At 70.4% G+C, this 24,076-nt stretch carries 22 protein-coding genes; 14 read left to right on the forward strand and 8 right to left on the reverse strand.

The genetic code is table 11. The features are described 5' to 3' along the window. Window positions 1-111: 111 nt before the first annotated feature. Window positions 112-1,065, reverse strand: a complete 954-nt coding sequence (rarD, locus tag ACFQ6S_RS39970) for an EamA family transporter RarD (protein ID WP_383420520.1) — start codon at window positions 1,063-1,065, stop codon at window positions 112-114. Between the two features lie 135 nt (window positions 1,066-1,200). Next, on the reverse strand, window positions 1,201-2,055 hold the full coding sequence (locus ACFQ6S_RS39975) for an NAD(P)H-binding protein (protein WP_383420522.1): 855 nt from the start codon (window positions 2,053-2,055) through the stop codon (window positions 1,201-1,203). An 89-nt stretch (window positions 2,056-2,144) separates the two neighbouring features. Between ACFQ6S_RS39975 and ACFQ6S_RS39980 the strand changes: the two genes are divergently transcribed. After that, window positions 2,145-2,552 (forward strand): winged helix-turn-helix transcriptional regulator, encoded by a 408-nt coding sequence (locus ACFQ6S_RS39980; protein WP_383420524.1) that lies wholly within the window; start codon window positions 2,145-2,147, stop codon window positions 2,550-2,552. A gap of 101 nt (window positions 2,553-2,653) precedes the next feature. Here the strand turns inward: ACFQ6S_RS39980 and ACFQ6S_RS39985 are convergent, their stop codons facing one another. The 5 genes from ACFQ6S_RS39985 to ACFQ6S_RS40005 form a co-directional block, all read right to left on the reverse strand. Then, on the reverse strand, window positions 2,654-3,733 hold the full coding sequence (locus ACFQ6S_RS39985; RefSeq protein WP_383420526.1) for a 2-oxoacid:ferredoxin oxidoreductase subunit beta: 1,080 nt from the start codon (window positions 3,731-3,733) through the stop codon (window positions 2,654-2,656). Beyond that, window positions 3,726-5,657 carry a 2-oxoacid:acceptor oxidoreductase subunit alpha gene (locus tag ACFQ6S_RS39990; protein WP_383420528.1) on the reverse strand — a complete coding sequence of 644 codons (1,932 nt, stop codon included), beginning with the start codon at window positions 5,655-5,657 and terminating at the stop codon, window positions 3,726-3,728. The genes ACFQ6S_RS39985 and ACFQ6S_RS39990 overlap by 8 nt, the downstream gene beginning before the upstream one ends. Window positions 5,658-5,931: 274 nt before the next feature. Continuing rightward, window positions 5,932-6,630 carry a LuxR C-terminal-related transcriptional regulator gene (locus ACFQ6S_RS39995; protein WP_383420530.1) on the reverse strand — a complete coding sequence of 233 codons (699 nt, stop codon included), beginning with the start codon at window positions 6,628-6,630 and terminating at the stop codon, window positions 5,932-5,934. Between the two features lie 240 nt (window positions 6,631-6,870). Continuing rightward, complete coding sequence (locus ACFQ6S_RS40000) at window positions 6,871-8,235, reverse strand: sensor histidine kinase (protein ID WP_383420532.1); 1,365 nt, start codon at window positions 8,233-8,235, stop codon at window positions 6,871-6,873. Between the two features lie 123 nt (window positions 8,236-8,358). Further along, window positions 8,359-9,567, reverse strand: a complete 1,209-nt coding sequence (locus tag ACFQ6S_RS40005) for a sensor histidine kinase (RefSeq protein ID WP_383420534.1) — start codon at window positions 9,565-9,567, stop codon at window positions 8,359-8,361. 321 nt (window positions 9,568-9,888) lie between these two features. On the opposite strand from ACFQ6S_RS40005, the gene ACFQ6S_RS40010 reads away from it, so the two are divergent. The 13 genes from ACFQ6S_RS40010 (at window position 9,889) to ACFQ6S_RS40070 (ending at window position 22,617) form a co-directional block, all read left to right on the forward strand. Then, a complete protein-coding gene (locus ACFQ6S_RS40010; protein ID WP_383420536.1) occupies window positions 9,889-10,311 on the forward strand; it encodes an NADH-quinone oxidoreductase subunit A in 423 nt (140 codons plus the stop codon). Then, window positions 10,302-10,946, forward strand: a complete 645-nt coding sequence (locus ACFQ6S_RS40015) for an NADH-quinone oxidoreductase subunit B (RefSeq protein ID WP_383420538.1) — start codon at window positions 10,302-10,304, stop codon at window positions 10,944-10,946. Before ACFQ6S_RS40010 ends, ACFQ6S_RS40015 begins: the two co-directional genes overlap by 10 nt. After that, on the forward strand, window positions 10,943-12,754 hold the full coding sequence (locus ACFQ6S_RS40020) for an NADH-quinone oxidoreductase subunit C (RefSeq protein WP_383420540.1): 1,812 nt from the start codon (window positions 10,943-10,945) through the stop codon (window positions 12,752-12,754). The genes ACFQ6S_RS40015 and ACFQ6S_RS40020 overlap by 4 nt, the downstream gene beginning before the upstream one ends. After that, window positions 12,751-13,719 carry an NADH-quinone oxidoreductase subunit H gene (locus tag ACFQ6S_RS40025; protein WP_383420542.1) on the forward strand — a complete coding sequence of 323 codons (969 nt, stop codon included), beginning with the start codon at window positions 12,751-12,753 and terminating at the stop codon, window positions 13,717-13,719. The genes ACFQ6S_RS40020 and ACFQ6S_RS40025 overlap by 4 nt, the downstream gene beginning before the upstream one ends. Window positions 13,720-13,721: 2 nt before the next feature. Continuing rightward, complete coding sequence (locus tag ACFQ6S_RS40030) at window positions 13,722-14,273, forward strand: NuoI/complex I 23 kDa subunit family protein (RefSeq protein ID WP_383420544.1); 552 nt, start codon at window positions 13,722-13,724, stop codon at window positions 14,271-14,273. After that, complete coding sequence (locus ACFQ6S_RS40035; protein WP_383420546.1) at window positions 14,270-14,980, forward strand: NADH-quinone oxidoreductase subunit J; 711 nt, start codon at window positions 14,270-14,272, stop codon at window positions 14,978-14,980. Before ACFQ6S_RS40030 ends, ACFQ6S_RS40035 begins: the two co-directional genes overlap by 4 nt. Further along, the gene (gene nuoK / locus ACFQ6S_RS40040) at window positions 14,980-15,369 is read left to right on the forward strand and encodes an NADH-quinone oxidoreductase subunit NuoK (RefSeq protein WP_383420548.1); all 390 of its coding nucleotides are present in this window, start codon (window positions 14,980-14,982) and stop codon (window positions 15,367-15,369) included. The genes ACFQ6S_RS40035 and nuoK overlap by 1 nt, the downstream gene beginning before the upstream one ends. After that, a complete protein-coding gene (locus ACFQ6S_RS40045) occupies window positions 15,366-17,360 on the forward strand; it encodes an NADH-quinone oxidoreductase subunit L (RefSeq protein ID WP_383420550.1) in 1,995 nt (664 codons plus the stop codon). The genes nuoK and ACFQ6S_RS40045 overlap by 4 nt, the downstream gene beginning before the upstream one ends. A 6-nt stretch (window positions 17,361-17,366) precedes the next feature. Continuing rightward, complete coding sequence (locus ACFQ6S_RS40050; RefSeq protein ID WP_383420552.1) at window positions 17,367-18,941, forward strand: NuoM family protein; 1,575 nt, start codon at window positions 17,367-17,369, stop codon at window positions 18,939-18,941. Next, window positions 18,938-20,461: an NADH-quinone oxidoreductase subunit N gene (locus tag ACFQ6S_RS40055; protein WP_383420554.1), complete on the forward strand. Its 1,524-nt coding sequence runs from the start codon at window positions 18,938-18,940 to the stop codon at window positions 20,459-20,461. The genes ACFQ6S_RS40050 and ACFQ6S_RS40055 overlap by 4 nt, the downstream gene beginning before the upstream one ends. 230 nt (window positions 20,462-20,691) lie before the next feature. After that, the gene (gene htpX, locus ACFQ6S_RS40060; protein ID WP_383420555.1) at window positions 20,692-21,552 is read left to right on the forward strand and encodes a zinc metalloprotease HtpX; all 861 of its coding nucleotides are present in this window, start codon (window positions 20,692-20,694) and stop codon (window positions 21,550-21,552) included. Then, entirely contained in the window at window positions 21,549-21,944 is a 396-nt protein-coding gene (locus tag ACFQ6S_RS40065; protein WP_383420557.1) for a YccF domain-containing protein, read from the forward strand. The genes htpX and ACFQ6S_RS40065 overlap by 4 nt, the downstream gene beginning before the upstream one ends. 106 nt (window positions 21,945-22,050) lie before the next feature. Next, window positions 22,051-22,617 carry an SMI1/KNR4 family protein gene (locus ACFQ6S_RS40070; RefSeq protein ID WP_383420560.1) on the forward strand — a complete coding sequence of 189 codons (567 nt, stop codon included), beginning with the start codon at window positions 22,051-22,053 and terminating at the stop codon, window positions 22,615-22,617. A 114-nt stretch (window positions 22,618-22,731) separates the two neighbouring features. Here ACFQ6S_RS40070 and ACFQ6S_RS40075 read toward each other — a convergent pair whose 3' ends face one another. After that, on the reverse strand, window positions 22,732-24,003 hold the full coding sequence (locus ACFQ6S_RS40075; protein ID WP_383420562.1) for an APC family permease: 1,272 nt from the start codon (window positions 24,001-24,003) through the stop codon (window positions 22,732-22,734). Window positions 24,004-24,076 lie beyond the last annotated feature (73 nt).

Consider the following 24,076-nt stretch of genomic DNA (forward strand, 5'->3'; position numbering starts at 1 on the left):
ATCGCCGGTCGGTCGCTCTCTATGCCGGTCCAGGTAGTCGAGCCCGTCCGGCGTTTGAGGACGAGGCCCGTTCGGGGCCGAAGCGGGGGTCCGGGGGCGGCAGCCCTCGGATCAGGCGTCCACTGCGGCGGACGCCGGCTTCTCGAGCCGCGGCACGCTGATCGCGCTCACCCTGCCCCGCCGCGCGGAGCGCCACGCGTCCGCCGTCAGCAGCGTCAACGCCAGCCACACCAGCGCGAACCCGGCCCACCGCTCGGCGGGCATGGCCTCGTGGAAGTACAGGACGCCGAGCAGGAACTGGAACACCGGTGCCAGGTACTGCAGCAGCCCCAGCGTCGACAGGGGCACCCGTATGGCGGCCGCGCCGAAGCACACGAGCGGCAGGGCGGTGACGACTCCGGTGGCCGCGAGCAGCGCCACGTGCCCGGGTCCCTCCGAGGTGAACGTCGACTTGCCCTGCGCAGAAAGCCAGGCCAGATACGCCACGGCGGGCAGGAACTGGATCGCGGTCTCGGCGGCCAGCGACTCGACGCCGCCCAGGTTGACCTTCTTCTTCACCAGCCCGTATGTGGCGAAGGAGAACGCGAGGACGAGCGAGATCCACGGGGGCTCGCCGTAGCCCACGGTCAGCACGACCACGGCCGCGAAACCGACCCCGACCGCCGCCCACTGCACGGGCCGCAGCCGCTCCTTGAGCAGCAGCACGCCCATCGCGATCGTGACGAGCGGGTTGATGAAGTACCCGAGCGAGGCCTCCACCACATGGCCCGAGTTCACGGACCAGATGTAGACGCCCCAGTTGACGGTGATCACGCCCGCGGCCACGGCGATCAACGCCAGCCGCCTGGGCTGCCGTATCAGCTCGCCCGCCCAGGCCCAGCGGCGTACGACGAGCAGCGCGACCACCACGAAGACAAGGGACCAGGCCATCCGGTGGGCGAGGATCTCGATCGCGCCGGCGGGCTTCAGCAGAGGCCAGAAGAGGGGGACGAGCCCCCACATGCCGTACGCCGCGAAGCCGTTCAGCAGCCCCATCCGCCGCTCACCCCTGGACGTCCCGGTCACGGCCCCTCCTTCATGCCCGCACATGGCCGCGTCCCTACAGCGGCCCGCACGAAGGTAACGCCGAAAGCCCCCGCCTGTCATGCCCGTATCGCCATACGGTCATGACAGGCCGGGGGCGGGGGAACCCGGAGGAACTCAGCCCTTGAGCGCGGCCGCGATCGACTCGGCGATCGGGGTGGTCGGACGGCCGGCCAGGCGGGACAGATCCCCGCTGTCCACGACCAGCTCGCCCTTCTCCACGGAGGCGTCCACCCCGGCGATGACCGCGGCCACCGGCTCGGGCAGTCCGGCGCCGGCCAGGATGCCGGTGAAGACCTCGACGGAGACGGGGTTCTCGGCGATCTCCTTGCCGGTCTGCCGGCTCAGCTCGGCGGCGTACTCGGCGAAGCTCCAGGCGATGTCGCCACCCAGCTCGTACGTCTTGTTCTCGTGCCCCTCGCCGGTCAGTACGGCGACCGCGGCGGCCGCGTAGTCGGCGCGGGAGGCGGAGGAGACCCGGCCCGCGCCGGCGGCGTGGGTGACCGCGCTGTGTTCCAGGACCGGGGCGAGGTTCTCGGTGTAGTTCTCGTGGTACCAGCCGTTGCGCAGCAGCGCATACGGCAGCCCCGACTCCAGGAGTGCCTCCTCGGTGCCGCGGTGATCGTCGGCGAGGGCGGCCGTCAGGCTGCCGGGGGCGCTGGTGTAGGCGAGCAGGGCGACGCCGGCGGCCTTGGCGGCGGCGATGACGGCCTTGTGCTGGCCGACACGGTCGTTGCCGACCTCGCTGCCGGATATGAGCAGCACCTTGTCGCCGGCCGCGAAGAGTCCGTCGAACGTCTCGGGGGTGTTGTAGTCGGCGATGGCGAGCCGCACGCCGCGCTCGGCGAGGTCGGCGGCCTTCTCGGGGGTACGGACGACGGCGGTCACCTGGTCGGCCGGGACCTTCTCCAGCAGCTGCTCCACGACATGGCGGCCCAGGTTTCCGGTGGCTCCGGTGACGACGATGCTCATGATCAGAACTCCTTGTGGGGTGCGGTGGCACTAACCCTAGGAGATGCGCTAACTCTGCGAAAGTACCCACTTTGAAGTAAGGTACTGGCATGGCAGTAAGTAGCGTGGAGAGCGCGACGACCGGCAAGTACGACATCGGCGAGCAGATGTGCCCGTACCGCCTGGTCCTGGAGCATGTCACCAGCCGCTGGGGCGTCCTCGTCCTGATCGAGCTGCTGGACCGCCCCTACCGCTTCAGCGAACTGCGCCGTGCGATCGGCCGGGTCAGCGAGAAGATGCTGACCCAGACCCTCCAGACCCTGGAACGCGACGGCCTGGTCCACCGCGACGCCAAGCCCGTGATCCCCCCACGGGTCGACTACTCCCTCACCGACCTGGGCCGCGAGGCGGCGGAGCAGGTGCGGGGGCTGGCGCTGTGGACCCAGGAGCGGATGGGGCAGGTGGAGAAGGCGCGCGAGGTGTACGACGCGCGCAAGGACGGCGCCGAGCAGGGCTGACCTGCGGGCCTTCGGGCTGTGCCGGAGGAACTCCTACGGTGTGAGGGCCTGGGCGCCGCGGCGCGTCCAGGCCCTCACCATGCCGTCGGTTCAGCCGTCGGTCAGCCGACGACCGTCCAGGTGTCCCCGCCCGCCAGCAGTGCGGCCAGATCCCCCTTGCCGTTCTGCTCGATCGCCGTGTCCAGCTGGTCGGCCATCTGGGTGTCGTAGACCGGGCGCTCCACCGAGCGGAACACGCCGATCGGGGTGTGGTGCAGGGTGTCCGGGTCGGCCAGCCGGGACAGGGCGAAGGCGGTGGTCGGGGACGTGGAGTGGGCGTCGTGGACCAGGATCTGCGACTCGTTCTCCGGGGTGACGGTGACGACCTTCAGGTCGCCGGTCTGCGCGTCGCGGACGACACCGCGCGCACCGTCCGTGCCGAAGCTGATCGGCTGCCCGTGCTCCAGACGGATCACCGCCTCCTCCGCCTGCTGCCGGTCCTTGAGGACCTCGAAGGCACCGTCGTTGAAGATGTTGCAGTTCTGGTAGATCTCGATCAGCGCGGTGCCCTTGTGGGCGGCCGCCTCGCGCAGCACCTGGGTGAGGTGCTTGCGGTCGGAGTCCACCGTGCGTGCCACGAAGGACGCCTCCGCGCCGATGGCGAGGGACACCGGGTTGAAGGGCGCGTCCAAGGAGCCCATCGGCGTCGACTTGGTGATCTTGCCGACCTCGGAGGTCGGGGAGTACTGGCCCTTCGTCAGACCGTAGATCCGGTTGTTGAACAGCAGGATCTTGAGGTTGACGTTGCGTCGCAGGGCGTGGATCAGATGGTTGCCGCCGATCGACAGCGCGTCGCCGTCGCCCGTGACCACCCACACCGACAGGTCCCGGCGCGACGAGGCCAGGCCCGTCGCGATGGCCGGGGCGCGGCCGTGGATGGAGTGCATCCCGTAGGTGTCCATGTAGTACGGGAAGCGGGAGGAACAGCCGATGCCCGAGACGAAGACGATGTTCTCCTTGGCCAGACCCAGCTCCGGCATGAAGCCCTGGACCGCGGCGAGGATCGCGTAGTCACCGCAGCCGGGGCACCAGCGCACTTCCTGGTCGGTCTTGAAGTCCTTCATGGACTGCCGGGCCACGGCCTTGGGGACGAGCGAGAGCGCCTCGATCGTGCCCGTGCCTTCCGCGGACGTCTCAGGCATCGATGGCCTCCTTGAGAGCCTTGGCAAGCTGTTCCGCCTTGAACGGCATGCCATTGACCTGGTTGTACGAGCGGGCGTCCACCAGGTACTTCGCCCGGACCAGGGTGGCGAGCTGACCGAGGTTCATCTCGGGGATCACCACCTTCTCGTAGTGCCCGAGTACCACGCCCAGGTTGCGGGGGAACGGGTTCAGATGACGCAGATGCGCCTGCGCGATCGACTCGCCCGCGGCACGCAGCCGGCGCACCGCCGCCGTGATCGGGCCGTACGTCGATCCCCAGCCCAGCACCAGCGTCTTCGCCTCGTGCGGGTCGTCGACCTCGAGGTCCGGCACATCGATGCCGTCGATCTTGGCCTGGCGGGTGCGCACCATGAACTCGTGGTTGGCCGGGGCGTACGAGATGTTGCCCGTGCCGTCCTCTTTCTCGATGCCGCCGATGCGGTGCTCCAGACCCGGCGTGCCCGGGATCGCCCACGGCCGGGCGAGGGTCTGCGCGTCACGCTTGTACGGCCAGAAGACCTCGCTGCCGTCCTCCAGGGTGTGGTTCGGGCCCTGCGCGAACTGCACGGTCAGATCCGGCAGCTCGTCCAGCTCCGGGATCCGCCAGGGCTCGGAGCCGTTGGCCAGATAGCCGTCCGACAGCAGCATCACCGGGGTGCGGTACGTCAGCGCGATCCGCGCCGCCTCCAGGGCCGCGTCGAAGCAGTCGGCCGGGGTGCACGGGGCGACGATCGGCACCGGCGCCTCGCCGTTGCGGCCGAACATCGCCTGCAGCAGGTCCGCCTGCTCGGTCTTGGTCGGCAGCCCCGTCGACGGACCACCGCGCTGGATGTCGATCACCAGCAGCGGCAGCTCGAGAGAGACCGCGAGCCCGATGGTCTCCGACTTCAGGGCCACTCCGGGACCGGAGGTCGTGGTCACCGCGAGCGAGCCGCCGAAGGCCGCCCCCAGCGCCGCGCCGATGCCGGCGATCTCGTCCTCGGCCTGGAAGGTCCGTACGCCGAAGTTCTTGTGCCGGCTCAGCTCATGCAGGATGTCCGAGGCCGGGGTGATCGGGTACGAGCCCAGATACAGCGGCAGGTCCGCCTGGCGGGACGCGGCGATCAGTCCGTAGGACAGTGCGAGGTTGCCCGAGATGTTCCGGTAGGTGCCCACCGGGAACGCCGTCGTCGCCGGGGCGATCTCGTAGGAGACGGCGAAGTCCTCGGTCGTCTCGCCGAAGTTCCAGCCCGCGCGGAACGCGGCGATGTTCGCGGCCGCGATGTCGGGTTTCTTGGCGAACTTCGACTTCAAAAATCTCTCGGTGCCCTCGGTCGGCCGGTGGTACATCCAGCTCAGCAGGCCCAGCGCGAACATGTTCTTGCTGCGCTCGGCCTCCTTGCGCGTGAGGTCGAACTCCTTCAGCGCCTCGACCGTCAGCGTCGTCAGCGGCACCGGGTGGAGGCTGTAGCCGTCGAGCGAGCCGTCCTCCAGCGGCGAGGTGTCGTAGCCCACCTTCTGCATCGCCCGTTTGGTGAACTCGTCCGTGTTGACGATGATCTCCGCGCCGCGCGGCACATCGCCCAGGTTGGCCTTGAGGGCCGCCGGGTTCATCGCCACCAGCACGGTCGGTGCGTCGCCCGGCGTCAGGATGTCGTGGTCGGCGAAATGCAGCTGAAAGGAGGACACGCCCGGCAGGGTTCCGGCGGGGGCGCGGATCTCGGCGGGGAAGTTCGGCAATGTCGAAAGGTCGTTGCCGAAGGACGCCGTTTCCGAGGTGAAACGGTCGCCGGTGAGCTGCATACCGTCGCCCGAGTCCCCCGCGAAACGAATGATCACCCGGTCCAGCCGGCGGACGTCCTTCGTCGTCCCTGCCGGTTTGCGCTGCTCTCCCACGACGGCTTCGTCGGCCTGCTCCGCTGGGCTACTGACCTGGCTGGTCACTGAACTGGACCTCCTTCGAGGCGGCTGTCTGGGCTGGCCTTCCCGCAAGCCTTCCCAGGATCAACCCTACGTCCGCAAAGGTCGCCCTCCCTGGGCCATTCGCATGACGGACATGGATTTGGAACGCTTCGCCACCCTGACTTGTCATGGTTTACACGCCCCCCGGCGCTGCTTTTGAAGACGCTCCCCGCTCTTCGTTCGGTTGCCGTGCCGGCGCCCGTGCCGTGGATGCCGCCGGAGCGGTCACCCGCTCGACTGACACGGGGTCGGCCCGTCAGGAGTTCAGGTAGGTGAGTACGGCGAGCACACGTCGGTGATCCCCGTCGCTCTGGGACAGCCCGAGCTTGAGGAAGATGTTGCTGACGTGCTTCTCGACGGCGCCGTCGCTCACCACCAGCTGCCGGGCGATGGCGGAGTTGGTCCGCCCCTCGGCCATCAGTCCCAGGACCTCCCGCTCCCGTGGGGTGAGTCCCGCGAGTACGTCCTGCTTACGGCTGCGGCCCAGCAGCTGGGCGACGACCTCCGGGTCGAGGGCCGTACCCCCTTGGGCCACGCGCACCACCGCGTCCACGAATTCCCGGACCTCCGCCACACGGTCCTTCAGCAGATAGCCGACTCCGCGGCTGGAACCGGCCAGCAGCTCTGTGGCGTACCGCTCCTCCACGTACTGCGACAGTACGAGTACCCCGAGTCCGGGATGTGCCTTGCGCAGCAGCACCGCCGCCCGGACCCCTTCGTCGGTGTGCGTCGGCGGCATCCGTACGTCCGCGACCACCACATCCGGCAGCTCGCCCTGTCCGTCCAGCTCCGTGATGGTCTTGACCAGCGCTTCGCCGTCTCCCACCCCCGCCACGACCTCGTGCCCACGGTCGGTCAACAGCCGGGTCAGCCCCTCCCTGAGCAGCACCGAATCCTCGGCGATGACCACCCGCACCCTGTCCTCCACGATCCTCGGCCCCCCGAGCCTTGGCATTCGGCCGAGCATGCCCCGGCCCTGTCGTCCTCGCGACCTCAGTATCCCGCGATCGGCTCTTCCGCACCGGGCCTGTGGATAACTGCCGGCCGGAGTTCGGATCGCGTGGGGAAAAAGGGAGCGTTTTCGGGGCGCGTGCTCGTGAAATTGCTCAGGGGGTGCTTGCGAACACACGGAAATCCGGCTCCGAACCGATCGGAGCCGGATCCCGCACACGGCGGGCCGAACGGCCCACCCGAACTACACGGTCCGCCAGGGAAGCTCCGCCGTCACCCGGGTCGGCCCCCCGACCGGCGAGTCGACCACCAGAATCCCGTCCACCGCGTCCAGCCGCTCGGCCAGCCCCGCCAGCCCCGAGCCGCTGGAGGTGTCCGCACCGCCGACGCCGTTGTCCACGACCTGCAGCATCAGACGGTTCTCCACCCGCCACACATCCACCGCCGCCCAGGTGGCCCGCGCATGCTTGCTGATGTTCTGCAGCAGCTCCGACACCGTGAAGTACGCGATCCCCTCGATCGCGGGCACCGGCCGCTCCTCCAGATCGACCTGGACCTCCACCGGCACCGTGCACCGCGAGGCCACAGCCGACAGGGCCGCGTCCAGCCCCCGGTCGGTCAGGACCGCCGGATGGATCCCGCGTGCCAGATCACGCAGCTCCTGAAGGGCCGTCTTCACCTCGCCGTGCGCCTCGTCGACCATCCGCGCCGCGGCCTGCGGGTCCTCCGTCAGCTTCTCCTTCGCGAGACCGAGATCCATGGCCAGGGCCACCAGCCGGGCCTGGGCACCGTCATGCAGGTCGCGCTCGATGCGCCGCAGGTCGGCGGCGGCCGTATCGACCACGACACCGCGGTCGGACTCCAGCTCCACCACGCGTGTGGCGAGCCGCGACGGGCCGAGCAGGCCGTGCACCAGCAGCCGGTCCACCGTCGTCAGCGCCCGCACGATCCAGGGCGTGGCCAGCGTGAAGAGCAGGCCCACGAGCGCGGTGACCGTGATCTCGAAGGGGTTGTCGAGGTAGATGCGGTGGGTCTCGTCGCCGTACAGCTGAAGGCCGTCCTGACCGGTCCACATCGGGAAGACCCAGAACCACAGCGGATACGTCAGCAGTGCCCAGCCGTACGCCCAGACGTTCACGGCGACGACGAAGGAGAACGTCGCCCACGGCATGTGCAGCACCGCGTACAGCAGCGACCGCCAGGACGTCCCGCTCTTCAGTACGGCGCCCATCCATCCCATGAAGCCGCGCCGGCGCATCCGCAACGGCTCCGGCTCGGCCACCTCCATGTGCAGCAGCGCACGCGCGCGTGCCCGCTCCAGCGCCCCGAAACCCCGGCAGCCGGCCAGGCCCGCCGCCAGCACCGGGATGCCGAGGAACGTCACCAGCAGGCCCACGCCCAGCGACACCATCGTCACGGCGTACACGAAGAGCAGCACGCTGATCGGGAGGCCGAGCAGCACATAGCCGAACTCGCGCCAGCTGCGTGCCTCGAACGGCGCCCGCAGCCCGGCGGGCAGCCGGTGCCGCCGCTCGCCGCCGTGCTCGGGTAGGCCGCGCTCGGGGAAACCGAGCCCGTGCCCGTAGCCCTGTCCGTAGTCCGTGGCCATCGGTGTCGTCCGTTCTCCTCGTCCCGTCAGCCCCGCGGGGGCTGTGCCGTCGTACCTCCACCCTCCTGGACCACGGGTCCACGGAACATGGAGGCCGTCGGCCTCTTGAACGGGGGGTTTTCCCTACCCCTGCCCGCCGGCGCGATCCCGCCAGGGCAGCTCGGCCGTCACGGTCGTGGGGCCGCCGCGCGGTGACTCGATGACGAAGAGTCCGTCCACCGCGTCCAGCCGGTCGGCGAGCCCGCGCATGCCCGTGCCGCCGTCGAGGCGCGCACCTCCGCGCCCGTCGTCCCACACCTGGATCAGCAGCCGGTCGTCCGAGCGCCACACCTCCACCGAAGCCGACTTCGCCGCGCTGTGCTTGCTGACGTTCTGCAGCAGCTCGGAGACGGTGAAGTAGGCGATGCCCTCGATGGCCGCCACCGGTCTGGCCGGCAGGTCGACGGTCACCTTCACCGGCACCGTGCAGCGCGAGGCGACCGAGGACAGGGCGGCGTCCAGGCCGCGGTCGGTCAGTACGGCCGGATGGATGCCGCGCGCCAGATCGCGCAGCTCCTGGAGCGCGAGCTTCACCTCGCCATGCGCCTCCTCGACCATCGAGGCCGCCGTGTCGGGGTCCTCCAGGAGCTTCTCCTTGGCCAGACCCAGCCCCATGGCGAGGTTGACCAGCCGGGCCTGGGCGCCGTCGTGCAGGTCGCGTTCGATGCGCCGCAGATCGGCGGCCGCCGTGTCCACGACGACCCCGCGGTCCGACTCCAGTTCGGCGATACGGCGCTCCAGCTCGTCGGAGGGCGACAGCAGGCCGCGCACCATCGCGCGGTCCGCGTTCGCCAGGCCCCGCGCGATGAACGGCAGCACCGGCCACAGCACGAACAACGAGGTCAGCGTGATGACGAAGGTGAGGATGCCCCAGGGAAGCCGGATGAAGTCGTACAGGATCGTGCGCCAGCCGACCGGGTCCTTCAGCGCCTGCCACAGCTGCGGGAAGAAGCCGTCCTTGCCACCGCGCAACGGCAGCGGACTCGGCTCCTCCACCCGCACCCCGAGCAGCGCACGCGCGCGTGCGCGCTCCATCTTGCCCAGCTGCCGCGCGCCCACCAGCCCCGCCGCGAGCAACGGGAACCCGATCACCGTCACGGTCAGCAGGGCCCCGGTGAACAGCACCACCGCGACATAGGTGAATCCGAGCAGCGACACCGGAAGGTTCGCCAGAAGGTGGGCGATCTCCTTCCAGGTGTGCCGGTCGTAGGCGAAACGGGCCGGTGGCAGCGGCGGCTGCTCGCCGTCGGAGCGCTGGGAGGCGTCCCACGAAGGGCTGGGGCGTTCGGTCATATGGGCTAGCGTGCCGCGCGGTGCGCCGCAGCGCCATGGAGCGGACCGCCGCGATCCCCGGGGGAAAACCCCACCCCCCGCCCGACCCGGCAGCGCGCCGGAGGACCGCCATGAGCATCTCGACGAGATCTCAAGGCGTGACGGGCTGCTTACGCTCTCTTTAGCAGGGCCTAGACTCCCGTGCGTACAGATCGTCGAACACTGCGGTTTCACGGGAAGCACGGGAAACAGGGGTGTTCACGAGATCACACATCGCAGGACACTGGTCCCAGGGCCTGTTCCTGGGGCATCGGTCACGAGGTCAGGGAGCGAGGGGCGGACGTGTCGGAACAGACCGTCGTCGTCGCGGCGGATGCGCACAACGTCGTCGTCTCGGCGGACTACTTCCAGTCCTACTCGGTCGTCGGACTGCTGGCCGTCGTCGGCGTGCTGTTCGTCGCCGTCGCCTTCGGGGCGGGCCGCCTGCTGCGTCCCGTGGTCCCCACGCCCGAGAAGCTCATGACGTACGAATGCGGTGTCGACCCCGTCGGCGAGGGCTGGGCCCACACCCAGGTCCGCTACTACGTCTACGCCTTCCTGTACGTGATCTTCGCCATCGACTCGATCTTCCTGTTCCCCTGGGCCACGGTCTTCGCCGACCCGGGCTACGGCGCGACCACGCTCGTCGAGATGTTCGTCTTCCTCGGCTTCCTGGCCGTGGGCCTGCTCTACGCATACAAGAAGGGCGTTCTGGCATGGACGTGACGCCAGACACCAATGAGCAGCCGGTTCTGCTCCCGGAGCCGAAGCGGCTCGGCGCGCTGGCCCGCCTCGCGCCCGAGCCGATGAAGGTGATCCTCAACTGGGGCCGCCGCTACTCGCTCTGGGTCTTCAACTTCGGCCTCGCCTGCTGTGCGATCGAGTTCATCGCCGCGTCGATGGCCCGCCACGACTTCATCCGCCTCGGCGTGATCCCGTTCGCCCCCGGCCCCCGCCAGGCCGACCTCATGGTCGTCTCGGGCACGGTGACGGACAAGATGGCCCCGGCCGTCAAGCGCCTGTACGAGCAGATGCCCGAGCCGAAGTACGTCATCTCCTTCGGCGCGTGCTCGAACTGCGGCGGCCCGTACTGGGACTCCTACTCCGTCACCAAGGGCGTCGACCAGATCATCCCCGTCGATGTCTACGTCCCCGGTTGCCCGCCCCGCCCCGAGGCGCTCCTCCAGGGGATCCTGAAGCTCCAGGAGAAGATCGCACGGGAGTCGCTGGGCGAGCGGTACGGCACGGCTCGGCCTTCCGCGGCGGCGTTGCAGAGCGGGCTGGTACGGGGGCCGGAAGTGGCTGATGCCGGAGCCGCTCCCGGTACCGCCGGCACCGGAACCGGGGAGGGCGCCCGATGACGACGATCGGCTGGCTGCCCGCCCCCGTCGAGGACCTCTTCGGCCCGGAGGCCACGGCCGAGGAGTCGTACGAGGTCCTGACCGTCGACGTGCCCCCGGCCTCCTGGATCGCGGCGCTGGAGGCGGCCCGTGACGCTCTGGGCTGCACCTACTTCGACTGGCTGAGCGCGGTCGACGAACCGGGCACCGGTTTCCGCGTCGCGGCCCACGTCGCCGCCCTGTCCCCGGTACGGCGTCTGCTGGTCCGTACGACCGTCCCGCACGAGGCGCCGACGCTGCCCTCTGCTGTCGGCGTCTACGCGGGCGCGGCCTGGCACGAGCGCGAGACGCACGAGATGTTCGGCGTGGTGTTCGCCGACCACCCGGCCCTGGACCACCTGCTCCTCCCGGAGAACTTCGAGGGCCACCCCCTGCGCAAGGACTTCGTCCTGGCAGCCCGCGTCGCCAAGGCCTGGCCCGGCGCCAAGGAACCCGGCGAGTCCGAACACGGCGGCCCGAAGCGCCGCCAGATGCTCCCCCCAGGCGTCCCCGACCCGAACGAATGGGGCCCCCAGAAGGGCCAACTCCCGCCCGCTCCGGCCCGCCCGACCAGGGGCGCAGGCCGCACGGCCGGGGAGCGACCGGCACGGGCTGCGGGAGAGCGACCCGCGCGGGCCGCCGGGGAGCGTCCGGTACGGCGTGCGCGTACGGCGGCTGAGGGTTCGGCGAGTCAGGCGGCGGAGGCGTCGGCGGGCGGGGCTGCCGCGGAAGGTGCTGTGCCTCGGCGTGCGCGTACGGCGGCTGAGGGTTCGGCGAGTCAGGCGGCGGAGGCGTCGGCGGGCGGGGCTGCCGCGGAAGGTGCTGTGCCTCGGCGTGCGCGTACGGCGGCTGAGGGTTCGGCGAGTCAAGCGGCGGAGGCTTCGCCGGGCGGAGCTGCTACGGAAGGTGCGGTGCCTCGGCGTGCGCGTACGGCGGCTGAGGGTTCCGCGAGTCAGGCGGCGGACGCCTCGGCAGGCGCGGCTCCTGCAGCCGGTGCGGCCCGGCGTGCTCGGAAGGCGTCGGAGGGCTCGGTCAGTCAGCAGGCGGCGGGTTCGGCTGCGGACGCTGAGGCTTCGGGTTCGGCGGGCGAGACCCTCGCTGAGGGAGCCGAGGGCTCGACTGAGGCGGGAGCTTCTCCGGCCGGCAACGGCGCGTCGTCCACCACGGCGGACGCACCGTCGACCACGCCGGGCAGGCCGGCAGGGCCTCGTCGCGCGCGCAGCGCCGGTGAGGGCTCCGCCAGCCAGAGGGCCGTTGACGCTTCCGGTACGGAGGCATCAGGTACGGCGGCTTCCGAAGCGGCCGCTTCCGATACGGCGGCGTCCACTACATCGGCGTCCGACTCGGCAGCGTCAGCGTCCGATACGGCTACGCAGGACACGGCCGCATCCGGCACCCCGGCGCCCGCCGCGTCCGACGCCGCCGCGTCGTCACCGCCCTCGGCCCCTCCGAGGACCCCCGCGACCCCCCGCAGCCCGGACGCGCCCTGGCATCACGCCCGCCCGGCCTTCGACGAGCCGGATCCAGAGCGCCGAGCCGAGCCCGAGCCTGAATCGCAATCCGAGCCCCCGTCGCAGCCGGGGCCTGCGCCACAGCCCAAGCCCGCGCCACAGCCCGACTCGGCCCAGGAGCAGCCCGACCCCGGCGAGGCCACGACCCCCAAGCCCGAGCCGCAGGCCGAACCGGCAGCTACTCCCGACCAGTCCCCGGGGCCCGAGGCCGAATCCGACGACGAATCCGACGACGAATCCGAAGACGCCCGCACCGACCACCCAGGAGGCCCGCCGTGAACGACGCGCTCGACGTCACCCTGCGACTCCTGATCGTCTTCGTCGTCTTCCTCACCTTCCCCCTGATCATCGGGCAGACCGAGCACAAGGTCATGGCCCATATGCAGGGCCGCCTCGGCCCGATGTACGCCGGGGGCTTCCACGGCTGGGCCCAACTCGTCGCCGACGGCGTGAAGTTCGCGCAGAAGGAAGACGTCGTCCCGGCCGGCGCGGACCGCCGTATCTTCCAGCTCGCCCCGGCCGTGGCTCTCCTCCCGTATCTGCTCGTCCTTCTCGCCATCCCCATCGGCCCGGGCGAGGGCGCGGTCGGCGAGGTCATCGACGCGGGCATCTTCTTCGTGCTGGCGGTCATGGGCGTCGGCGTGCTCGGCTCGCTCATGGCCGGCTGGGCCTCCGCCAACAAGTTCTCCCTCCTCGGTGGCCTGCGTACCGCCGCCCAGCTCCTCGCCTACGAACTCCCGATGCTGCTCACCGCTGCCTCCGTCGCGATGGCGGCCGGCACGGTCTCCCTTCCGGGCATCGTCGACGCCTTCGAATGGTGGTGGCTGCCCTGGCAGATCGTCGGCGCGATCGTCTTCTTCGTCGCCGGCCTCGCCGAACTTCAGCGCCCGCCCTTCGACATGCCCGTCGCCGACTCGGAGATCATCTTCGGCGCCTACACCGAGTACACCGGTCTCCGCTTCGCCCTTTTCCTCCTCGCCGAATACGCCGGAATCGTCGTCCTGTGCGGCCTGACCACCGTCCTCTTCCTGGGCGGCTGGCACGGCCCGTGGGGCGCCGACGGCCTCGGCTGGGTCTGGACCCTGCTGAAGACGGCCGTCCTCGCCTTCATCGTGATCTGGCTCCGCGTCACCTATCCCCGTCTGCGCGAGGACCAGCTCCAGAAGCTCTCCTGGACCCTCCTCGTCCCCCTTTCTCTCGCCCAGATCGCCCTCACCGGCGTCGTCAAGGTGGTGATCCAGTAACCATGGCCCCCATTCCTGGAAGCGGCCTGGCCAAGGGCCTGGCCGTCACCCTCCGCACGATGACGAGGAAGTCCGTCACCGCGCAGTACCCGGACTCCCAGCCCGACCTCCCGCCCCGCACCCGCGGTGTGATCGGCCTGTTCGAGGAGAACTGCACGGTCTGCATGCTCTGCGCCCGCGAGTGCCCGGACTGGTGCATCTACATCGACTCCCACAAGGAGACCGTCCCGGCGGCGGCCCCCGGCGGCCGCGAGCGCAGCCGCAACGTCCTCGACCGCTTCGCCATCGACTTCGCCCTGTGCATGTACTGCGGTATCTGCATCGAGGTCTGTCCTTTCGACGCCCTGTTCTGGTCCCCGGAGTTCGAGTACGCCGAGACCGACATCCGCGAACTCACCCATGAGCGCGACAAGCTCCGCGAGTGGATGTGGACGGTCCCGGCCCCGCCGGCTCTGGACCCCGGCGCGGAGGAGCCCAAGGAGATCGCCGCCGCCCGCAAGTCCGCCGAGAAGCTGGCGGCCGCGCAGGCGGAACCGCAGGAGGGAGATTCGTGAGCCTTGCCGCCGACACCCACGGCTTCCTCTCCCCGAACGGCGTCGAGATCGCCTTCCTCCTCGTCGGCCTGGTCACCTTCGGCGCCGCGCTGGTCACGGTCACCACCCGGCAGCTGGTGCACGCCGCCCTGTGGCTGGTGGTCACGCTCGGCGGCCTCGCCGTCGAGTACCTCCTGCTCACCGCCGAGTTCATCGCGTGGGTGCAGGTCCTCATCTACGTCGGTTCCGTCGTCGTCCTCCTTCTGTTCGGTCTGATGCTCACCAGGGCGCCCATCGGCCGCTCGCCGGACGCCGACTCCGGCAACCGCTGGGTCGCCCTCACCGTGGCCGTCGTCGCCGCGGCCACTCTGGTGTGGGTGGTCGTCGACGCCTTCCGCACGACCTGGATCGACCTCGACGGCCCCGCCGCCGGCTCCACCAAGGCCACCGGCGAGAGCCTCTTCCAGAACTGGGTCCTCCCCTTCGAGGCCCTCTCCGTCCTTCTCCTCGCCGCGTTGGTCGGTGCGATCGTCCTGTCCCGCAAGGCGAAGGCGGAGTCGGGCTCTCCCTCAGTGAACTCCCGAGCCAGGACCGGCAGTTCCCCATCCGTCCCGGATTCCCGCAATCACCCGATCGAGCGAAACAAGCAGGTCGCGGGAACCGGTCAGGCCGCGGGAACCGGTCAGGCCGCAGGAACCGGTCAGGCCGAGCAGGAAGGCGCCCGCTGATGCACCTCGCCTATCCCGCGGTACTCTCCGCCCTCCTGTTCTGCACCGGCCTGTACGGCGTCCTCGCCCGCCGCAACGCGATCCTCGTCCTGATGTCCGTCGAGCTGATGCTCAACGCGGTCAATCTCAACCTGGTCGCCTTCGACGTCTGGCTCAGCAAGGCCGCCGAGGAGACCCTGCACTCCGGCCAGGCGCTGACCCTGTTCACCATCACCATCGCCGCCGCCGAGATCGGCATCGGCCTGGCGATCGTCCTCGCCGTCCACCGCAACCGCGGCACCTCGGACATCGACAAGCTCCGCGACACAGCCGAAGGCCACGAGACCGACGGCCCCGACCACGACGCCCTCACCGCCGGGCAGGCCGAGAAGGCTGAGGCCACCGCGTGACCACGACCACCCTCGCCGTACTCGTCCCCCTCCTTCCCTTCCTCGGCGCCGCGGCCGGCCTGCTCCTCGGCCGCACCGCTCCCGGCTTCGTGCGCCCGCTCGCCGTCCTGCCGACGCTCACGTCCCTCGTGCTCGCCGCGGTGATCGCCGTGCGCCAGGGCGGCGACCAGGCGATCAACGCCGCCACCGAGCTCACGCCCACCGGCTCGGTTCCGATCGAACTCGCGCTGTACATCGACGGCTTCGCCGCCCTCGTCGCCGTACTGGTCGGCGTCGTCGCCACCTGCGTGCAGATCTACTCGACGGGCTACCTGCGCGATGACCCGCGCTACCCCTCGTACGCCGCGCTGGTCTCCCTGTTCACCTCCGCGATGCTGCTCGTCGTCTACTCCGGCGACCTGATGGTGCTGCTGGTCGGCTGGGAGATCATGGGCATCTGCTCGTACTTCCTGGTCGGCCACTACTGGGAGACGCCGGAGGCCCGCGCCGCCTCCATCAAGGCCTTCCTGGTGACCAAGCTCGGTGACGTCCCCTTCCTCATCGGCCTGTTCGCGCTGGCCACCGACGCGGGGTCGTTCCGCATCACGAAGGTCCTCGACACCGTCGCGAGCGGCGGCCTCGACCACCCGACCCTGATCGCCCTGCTGCTCCTCGCGGGCGTGGCGGGCAAATCGGCGCAGTTCCCGCTGCACACCTGGCTCCCCGACGCGATGGCGGGCCCGACACCCGTCTCCGCGCTGATCCACGCCGCGACGATGGTCGCCGCCGGTGTCTACTTCGTCGCCCGGCTCCTTCCGGCCTTCGAGGCTTCCCAGGCCGCGATGATCGTCCTCGCCGCGATGGCCGCCGTCACGATGATCGGCTCCGGCCTCGCCGCGCTCGCCCAGGACGACATCAAGCGCGTCCTCGCCTACTCGACGATCGGTCAGCTCGGCTACATGACCGGTGCCCTCGCGGTCGCCGACCGTGGTGCCGCCGTCTTCCACCTCCTGTCCCACGGCGCCTTCAAGGCGCTGCTGTTCCTCGCGGCCGGCGTGATCATCCACGCCTCCGGCACCAACTCGCTGGCCGCCATGTCCCGCATGAGCCATCTGCGCGACCGAGTCCCCGACGCGTTCTGGACGATGACCGTGGCGCTGCTCGCGCTCGCCGCGATCCCGCCGTTCAGCGGTTTCTTCTCCAAGGAGTCCGTCCTCGGCGCCGCCGAGCACGTCGCGACCGGTCAAACCGAGCACGCCCCCGGCGCCACGGGCTGGATGGTCCTCGTCGCCGGCCTGCTCACGGCCCTGCTCACCGCCGCCTACGCGATGCGCCTGTGGCTGCTGGCCTTCCGCGGCCGGGGCGCCGAAGCCCCGGACCACGGCAGGCAGCCGCTGACGATGACCGTGGTGCTGTGGGTGCTCGCCCTGCCGTCCCTCGCCGTCGGCGCGTTCGCCTACCGGGTGCTGCCCGACTGGTTCGACGGCCGTGACCTCGCCCCGACCCTCACCACCTCCGTCCTCGGCACGGGCCTGGCCCTCGTCGGCGGCATCGTCGTGTACGGGACCTGGCGCCACACCACCTCGCTCGCGGCGCGTGTCCCGATCGGCGCGGTCGCGGCCCACCCCGAGGGCGACGCCGGAGTCGTGGAGGCCGAGGCCATCGCCAGCCACGCGCCCGTGTACGGGGGAGTGGCCTACGCGCCCGACCCCGCCGACCCCGGCCGGCTGCTGCTCGGCCCGCTGCACCGCCCCGCGGCCGTCGGCTTCCACCTCGACGCCGTGTACCGGGCGTTGTTCGTCCGTCCGGTCCAGGCCGGCGCGAGTCTCGTCCGGTTCCTCGACCGCGAGGTCGTCGACACCTACGTACGCGGCGCGGGCGCCCTACCCCGCTGGCTCGGCATCGCCGTACGGCGCGCCCAGACCGGCAATGTGCAGACCTATGTGAGCGCGCTGCTCGCCGGCACCGTCGTTCTCGCGGTCGCCGCCGTCCTCGTCGCCACGGGAGCGTGAGCAGGCGTGATCGATATCAACGAGTCCGTGATGCAGTTCCTTCTGGCGTTCGTCGTCGTCGGCCCGCTTCTGGGCGCGGCCGCCGCTCTCCTGCCCGCCCCGCCCGGGCTGAAGGGGAAGTCGCCCGAGCAGGCCGTACTCCGGCACGGTGTCACCGTCACCGGCGCGGTCCTCATCGCGGCGATCGTCCTAGCGCTCGGCTTCGACCACGACCAGCCGTCGAAGATGCAGGCCAGCACGGACATCAGCTGGATCCCCGCGCTCGATGTGCGCATCCACCTCGGCGTAGACGGCATTTCCCTCCCCCTTCTGGTCCTGACGGCGCTGCTGACCTTCCTCTGCGCGCTCTACTCGTACTTCAAGATGCCTGCGGGCCCGACCCCGAAGGCATTCGTCGCACTGCTGCTCGTCCTGGAGGCCGGCACCCTCGCCACCTTCGCCGTCCTCGACCTGCTGCTCTTCTTCCTCGCCTTCGAGATGGTCCTGATCCCGATGTACTTCCTCATCGCCCGCTGGGGCGGCGAGGGCCGGGCCGCGGCGGCCTGGAAATTCATCCTCTACACGCTGCTCGGCTCCGTGGTCATGCTGCTCGGCCTGCTCCTGATCGGAATCAAGGCGGGCACGTTCGACATGGTGGCACTCGCCACTGACAACGGCCGGTCACTGACCGCATCCGTGCAGGTCATCGCCGTTCTGTCGATCGGGCTGGGGCTCGCCGTCAAGACCCCGATGTGGCCGCTGCACAGCTGGCTGCCCGACGCCCACACCGCCGCCCCGACCGTCGGCTCGGTCCTGCTGGCCGGCGTGCTGCTGAAGATGGGTACGTACGGGTTCGTCCGCATCCTGCTGCCGATCACTCCCGACGGCTTCGCCGATTTCGCGCCGTATCTCGCCGCCTTCGCCGTCGTCGGGATCATCTACGGATCCCTGGCCTGCCTCGCCCTGGCCAAGCAGGGCGCGAAGGGCGACCTCAAGCGGCTCATCGCCTACTCCTCCGTCGGTCACATGGGCTTCGTCCTGCTCGGCATCGCCACGATGACCCCGACCGGCGTGAACGGCGCTCTCTTCGCCAACATCGCCCACGGCCTCATCACCGGCCTGCTCTTCTTCCTGGTCGGCGCGCTGAAGGACCGTACGGGCACGACCGACCTCGACGCCCTGGCCGAGCAGACCGGCGCCGCGCTGTACGGCAAGGCCCCGCGCCTCGGCGGCCTGCTCGCCTTCGCGGCGGTCGCCTCGCTCGGACTGCCGGGGCTCGCCGGGTTCTGGGGCGAGATGCTCGCGCTGTTCGGTGCGTTCGAACCCGCCCCCGAGCTCAGCCGGCCGGCGTTCCTCACCTTCATGGCGATCGGCGCCTTCGGCACCCTGCTCACGGCCGCGTACCTGCTAGTCGTGGTCCGCCGCGTCTGCATGGGCGCCGTACCGCAGGAGGCCCCGAAGCTCGCCGACGTCCAGAGCTACGAGTTCGCGGCCTGGACGCCGCTCGTCGTCCTCACCGTCGTCGCCGGACTGTGGCCGAAGGCCCTCCTCGGGCTCACCGACCCGGCCGTGCAGCAGCTCCTCGCAGGAGGCACCCGATGAGCTCCCTGGCCCAGCCGCTGGCCGAGAACCTCGTCCAGTCCGTCGACTGGCTCGCCGTCGCGCCGCCCACCCTCGCGGCGGCCGTCGCACTCGTGGTCCTCGTCGCCGACCTGTTCATCGCGGAGCACAAGAAGGCGGTACTCGGCTGGACGTCCGTGGCCGGCCTGGCCGCCTCCGCGCTTTTGCTGCTGCCCCTCCTGGACGGCGACCGCTCCACCTTCTGTCTGTCCGGCGACGCCGGTCTGTGCAGCTATACGGCCGACCGCTTCACCCTCGTCATCCAGTTCCTGGTCTTCGGCGGCGCCCTCCTCGCGGCCCTCCTGTCCGTCACGGCTCTCAAGGACGCGAACAAGCAACTCCCCGAAGGGGAGTTCTGGTTCCTGCTGCTCTCCTCCGCCGCCGGAGCAGCCCTGTTGCCCGCCTCCCGGGACCTGGCGACCCTCATCGTCGCCCTGGAAGTGGCCTCGCTCCCCGCTTTCGCGCTCGTCGGCCTGCGCTACGGCGACCGCAAGTCCTCCGAAGCGGCACTGAAGTTCTTCCTGTCCTCGGTCACCGCGACCGCGGTGAGCCTCATGGGCATCAGCTTCGTGTACGCCTCCACGGGCACCCTCTACCTCACGCAGATCGCCGACCGCATCCAGGACGTCGACGGACAGCTCCAGACCCTCGCCCAGACCGGAGTCGTCCTCACCCTGGTCGGCTTCGCCTTCAAGACGGCCGCCGTGCCCTTCCACTTCTGGGTGCCGGACACCTACGTAGGCGCGCCTCTGCCGGTCGCCGCCTATCTGTCGGTCGTCGGCAAGGCGGTCGGCTTCACCGGCCTGATCCTCATCACGGTCATCGCCCTGCCGTCGTATGCCGACGTCTGGGGCCCAGCCCTCGCCGCACTGGCCGCCCTCACCATGACCGTCGGCAACGTGGGCGCCCTGCGACAGCAGGCCACGCGCGCGTACAGCGCGGTCCGCCTGCTCGCCTGGTCGTCCGTCGGACAGGCCGGCTACCTCCTGGTGCCGATCGCCGCCGCCGCGTACTCCGACGACGCCGAGCGGTCCATCGGCTCCACCGTCGCCTACGCCCTCATGTACGCCGCCGTGAACCTCGGCGCCTTCGCGGTGGCCGCACTCGTCGGCCGTACGAAGACCCTCAACCGCATCAGCGACTACCGCGGCCTGTACGCCAGCAACCCCCTGGCCGCCCTGATCCTGGCCTTCTTCCTGCTCTGTCTCGCGGGGCTCCCGCCGGGCATCATCGGCCTCTTCGCCAAGGTCACCGTCTTCTCCGCCGCCGTCGACGCGGGCCTCGGCTGGCTGGCCGTGGTCATGGCCGTGAACGTCGTGATCGCGCTGTTCTACTACCTGCAGTGGACGACCCTGCTGTTCCGCGCCCCCGAGGGCGAGCCCGTCAGGCACCTGGCCCCCGTGCCGGTCACGGCCGCGATGGCGCTCACCGGAGTCGTGGGCGTGGCCCTGTCCGGAGCCCCTCAGCTGATCCTGCGTTTCGCCGACACCGGGCTTTTCTGAGCCCAGGGGAAGCGTTCCGTACGCGCGCGTGGGAGGACCGAACCTCACGCGCGCGGGCGCACTCACCCGTACGGCCCACGCCCGCCGCCGTACGCACAAGGGAACCCGCGGCCCTCGCCTGGCGTTGACCAGTACAGAAGGGTCCACTGGGGACGTGACACCACGGCACCAGTGGCATCGGAGATCGACCAGCAAAGGGTTCCCCTGCCGCACCACTTGGAGGGCGTACCGTGCACCGCCGGCACAACGGGCTCAGGACCGCAGTCCTCCTCGGGGGACTGTCCGCACTCATCATCGTCATCGGCAGCTTTTTCGGCCGCATGGGGCTCGTCATCGCGGTGGTCATCGCGCTGGGCACGAACGCGTACGCGTACTGGAACAGCGACAAGCTGGCGCTACGCGCGATGCGCGCCCGTCCGGTCAGCGAGTTCGAGGCCCCTGGGCTGTACCGCATGGTCCGTGATCTCTCCACCCAGGCCCGCCAGCCGATGCCGCGCCTCTACATCTCCCCGACGGAGGCACCGAACGCGTTCGCGACGGGCCGCAACCCGCGCAACGCCGCCGTGTGCTGCACCGAGGGAATCCTGCGCATCCTCGACGAGCGCGAACTGCGCGGTGTCATCGGCCACGAGTTGAGCCACGTCTACAACCGAGACATCCTGATCTCGTCGGTTGCCGGCGCCCTCGCGTCGGTGATCATGTTCCTGGTCAACTTCGCCTGGCTGATCCCGATCGGCCGGTCCGATGACGATGACGGCCCCGGCATCCTGGGCCTGCTGCTGATCATGATCCTCGGGCCGCTCGCCGCCACGCTCATCCAGCTGGCGATCAGCCGGTCCAGAGAGTACGAGGCCGACGCGTCCGGCGCCCAGCTGACCGGCGACCCGGCTGCCCTCGCCAGCGCCCTGCGCAAGCTCGACGCCGGCACCAAGCAGCTTCCGCTGCCTCCCGAGCCGCGCATCGAGACCGCCAGCCACATGATGATCGCGAACCCGTTCCGTCCAGGTCAGGGGTTCTCCAAGATGTTCTCCACCCACCCGCCCATGGCGGAGCGTATTGCCCGACTCGAGAGGATGGCAGGCCCCAAGTGAAAACCATCCTGAACGTCATCTGGCTCGTCCTGAGCGGCTTCTGGCTGTTCCTCGCCTACCTGCTCGCGGGCCTGCTGCTGTGCATCACCATCATCGGCATCCCGTTCGGCATCGCGGCCTTCCGTATCGGGGTCTACGCCCTGTGGCCCTTCGGGTACACCACGATCGAGCGCCGCGACGCCGGAGCCCCCTCCTGCGTCGGCAACGTCCTGTGGCTGGTCCTCGCGGGCTGGTGGCTCGCCATCGGCCACATCGTCACCGGCATCGCCCTCTGTGTCACGATCATCGGCATCCCGTTCGGCATCGCCAACTTCAAGCTGATCCCGGTGTCGCTGTTCCCGCTGGGCCGCGAAATCGTGCCGACGGACCAGCCGTTCGCCGGGAACTGGTAGCCGAGCGGCGCGGGGCTGCAGGTCCTGACCCGACCGTGGTTATCCACAATCGGGTGGTTGTCCACAGGCCGGGCCGATTGTCAGTGGCGGCTTGCATCATGAATGCATGACCGAGATCGAGCAGTTGCTGACGAGGGTGGCGGACAAGGCCCGCAACACCCGACCGTGGGGCTGGACTTCGCTCCCCGAGCCCGTGGACACGGCCACCGTGACCCGTGCCGAGGCAGCCCTCGGCTTCCGCCTGCCGCCGCTGCTCGCCGATCTCTACCTGCGTATAGGGGACGGCGGATTCGGACCGGAGTACGGCCTGTTGCCCCTGCTCGACAGCCCTCCGTCCGGCGAGCCCGCCGCCGTCACGCAGTACCTCGCCAACCGCGAGGGCGCCCGCAAGGACCCCGACTGGCCCTGGCCCGAGGGGGTCCTGCCGATATCCCACTGGGGCTGTGCGATGTACGCGTGCGTGGACTGCCGCAGCGCACAGGCCACCGTCCTGCTCTTCGAACCGAACGCCGACGACGCCGACCACGCGTGGTACGTGGACGCCCCCAGCCTCACGGAGTGGCTCTGCGCGTGGGTCGACGGCCGGGGGTGGTACGAGGAGATGAACGAGGAGCCGGAGATGCCGCCTTGGGCCGACTTCCGCATACGCACGACGGCGGCACAGGCGTCCTGACCGGTCGTGTCCTGCGGACGTGCCCTGCGGTCCGGCAGCCGTCCCGCCCGGCCCAACCGCAAGCCGCGCCCCTACTCCGTTGGACTGTCGCCCCGCCCCCCAACAACGATTGACCTATCCGCCCCGCGCTCCCCGCCGCGCAGCCACCCACCGCCGCACGCCATACGCACCCACGCCGACCGCCAGCACACCCGCACCGACAACAACCGAGATCCCAGGAAGGGAGAACGCCAACACCACGCACCCGAGAAGCCCCACCGCCGGCACGACGCGCGAAGTCAGCGCCGAGTCGAGCGTCCAGGCCGACGCATTGGCCACCGCGTAGTACGCCAGCACACCGAAGGAGGAGAACCCGATCGCGCCCCGCACGTCCACCGTGGCGGCCAGGACGGCGACCACCGCACCCACGGCGAGTTCGGCCCGGTGGGGTACCTGGAAACGCGGATGCACGACGGCCAGGGCGCCGGGCAGATGCCGGTCGCGGGCCATGGCCAGGGTCGTCCGCGAGACGCCCAGGATGAGGGCGAGCAACGAGCCGAGCGCGGCGACGGCCGCACCCACCCGCACCACGGGCACCAACCCCGGCACCCCGGCCGCCCGTACCGCGTCGGCCAGCGGCGCGCTCGCGTCCCCGAGACCGTCCGACCCCAGAACAGAGAGGACAGCGACCGCCACACACGCGTACACCGCCAGCGCGATGCCCAGGGCCAGCGGAATCGCCCGGGGGATGGTGCGCGCAGGGTCCCGTACCTCCTCGCCGAGGGTCGCGATCCGCGCGTACCCGGCGAACGCGAAGAACAGCAGCCCCGCCGCCTGAAGCACCCCGCCCACGCCCCCGGAGGCCCCGACGTCCAGGCGCCCGGCATCGGACTCCCCGGAGCCCAGGCACACGACCACCACAGAAGCGAGGACAGCCAGGACAACCGCCACGATCGCCCGCGTCAGCCAGGCGGACTTCTGTACGCCGCCGTAGTTCACCGCGGTCAGCGCCACCACGGCCGCGACCGCCACCGCGTGCGCCTGCCCCGGCCAGACGTACGTGCCCACGGTGAGCGCCATCGCCGCACAGGAGGCCGTCTTACCGACCACGAAGGACCAGCCCGCGAGATAGCCCCAGAACTCCCCGAGCCGCTCGCGTCCGTAGACATACGTGCCGCCCGAGGCCGGATACAGGGCGGCCAGCCGCGCCGACGACGTGGCGTTGCAGTAGGCGACCACGGCCGCGACCGCGAGCCCGAGCAGCAGCCCGGACCCGGCCGCGCGCGCCGCGGGGCCGAGTGCGGCGAAGATCCCCGCCCCGATCATCGAGCCGAGCCCGATCATCACGGCATCCCCGACTCCCAGGGTGCGCCGCAGCTCGGACGAGGCGGAGCCGGAGCGTGTCATGGCCGGAACCTTACTGATCGCTGCAACCGAGGGCCGCCCCCGTGACGTCCTGTTCATCAACAGAGCACGAACA

The sequence above is a fragment of the Streptomyces sp. NPDC056479 genome, assembly GCF_042795335.1.
Lineage (GTDB): Bacteria > Actinomycetota > Actinomycetes > Streptomycetales > Streptomycetaceae > Streptomyces.

Coding starts and splice junctions, on each gene's coding strand:
- ACFQ6S_RS39975 (WP_383420522.1), bottom strand. CDS start 2,055: ATGAGCATCGTCGTCACCGGAGCCACCGGAAACCTGGGCCGCCATGTC.
- ACFQ6S_RS39980 (WP_383420524.1), top strand. CDS start 2,145: ATGGCAGTAAGTAGCGTGGAGAGCGCGACGACCGGCAAGTACGACATC.
- ACFQ6S_RS39985 (WP_383420526.1), bottom strand. CDS start 3,733: ATGCCTGAGACGTCCGCGGAAGGCACGGGCACGATCGAGGCGCTCTCG.
- ACFQ6S_RS39995 (WP_383420530.1), bottom strand. CDS start 6,630: ATGCCAAGGCTCGGGGGGCCGAGGATCGTGGAGGACAGGGTGCGGGTG.
- ACFQ6S_RS40000 (WP_383420532.1), bottom strand. CDS start 8,235: ATGGCCACGGACTACGGACAGGGCTACGGGCACGGGCTCGGTTTCCCC.
- ACFQ6S_RS40005 (WP_383420534.1), bottom strand. CDS start 9,567: ATGACCGAACGCCCCAGCCCTTCGTGGGACGCCTCCCAGCGCTCCGAC.
- ACFQ6S_RS40015 (WP_383420538.1), top strand. CDS start 10,302: ATGGACGTGACGCCAGACACCAATGAGCAGCCGGTTCTGCTCCCGGAG.
- ACFQ6S_RS40020 (WP_383420540.1), top strand. CDS start 10,943: ATGACGACGATCGGCTGGCTGCCCGCCCCCGTCGAGGACCTCTTCGGC.
- ACFQ6S_RS40030 (WP_383420544.1), top strand. CDS start 13,722: ATGGCCCCCATTCCTGGAAGCGGCCTGGCCAAGGGCCTGGCCGTCACC.
- nuoK (WP_383420548.1), top strand. CDS start 14,980: ATGCACCTCGCCTATCCCGCGGTACTCTCCGCCCTCCTGTTCTGCACC.
- ACFQ6S_RS40055 (WP_383420554.1), top strand. CDS start 18,938: ATGAGCTCCCTGGCCCAGCCGCTGGCCGAGAACCTCGTCCAGTCCGTC.
- ACFQ6S_RS40070 (WP_383420560.1), top strand. CDS start 22,051: ATGACCGAGATCGAGCAGTTGCTGACGAGGGTGGCGGACAAGGCCCGC.
- ACFQ6S_RS40075 (WP_383420562.1), bottom strand. CDS start 24,003: ATGACACGCTCCGGCTCCGCCTCGTCCGAGCTGCGGCGCACCCTGGGA.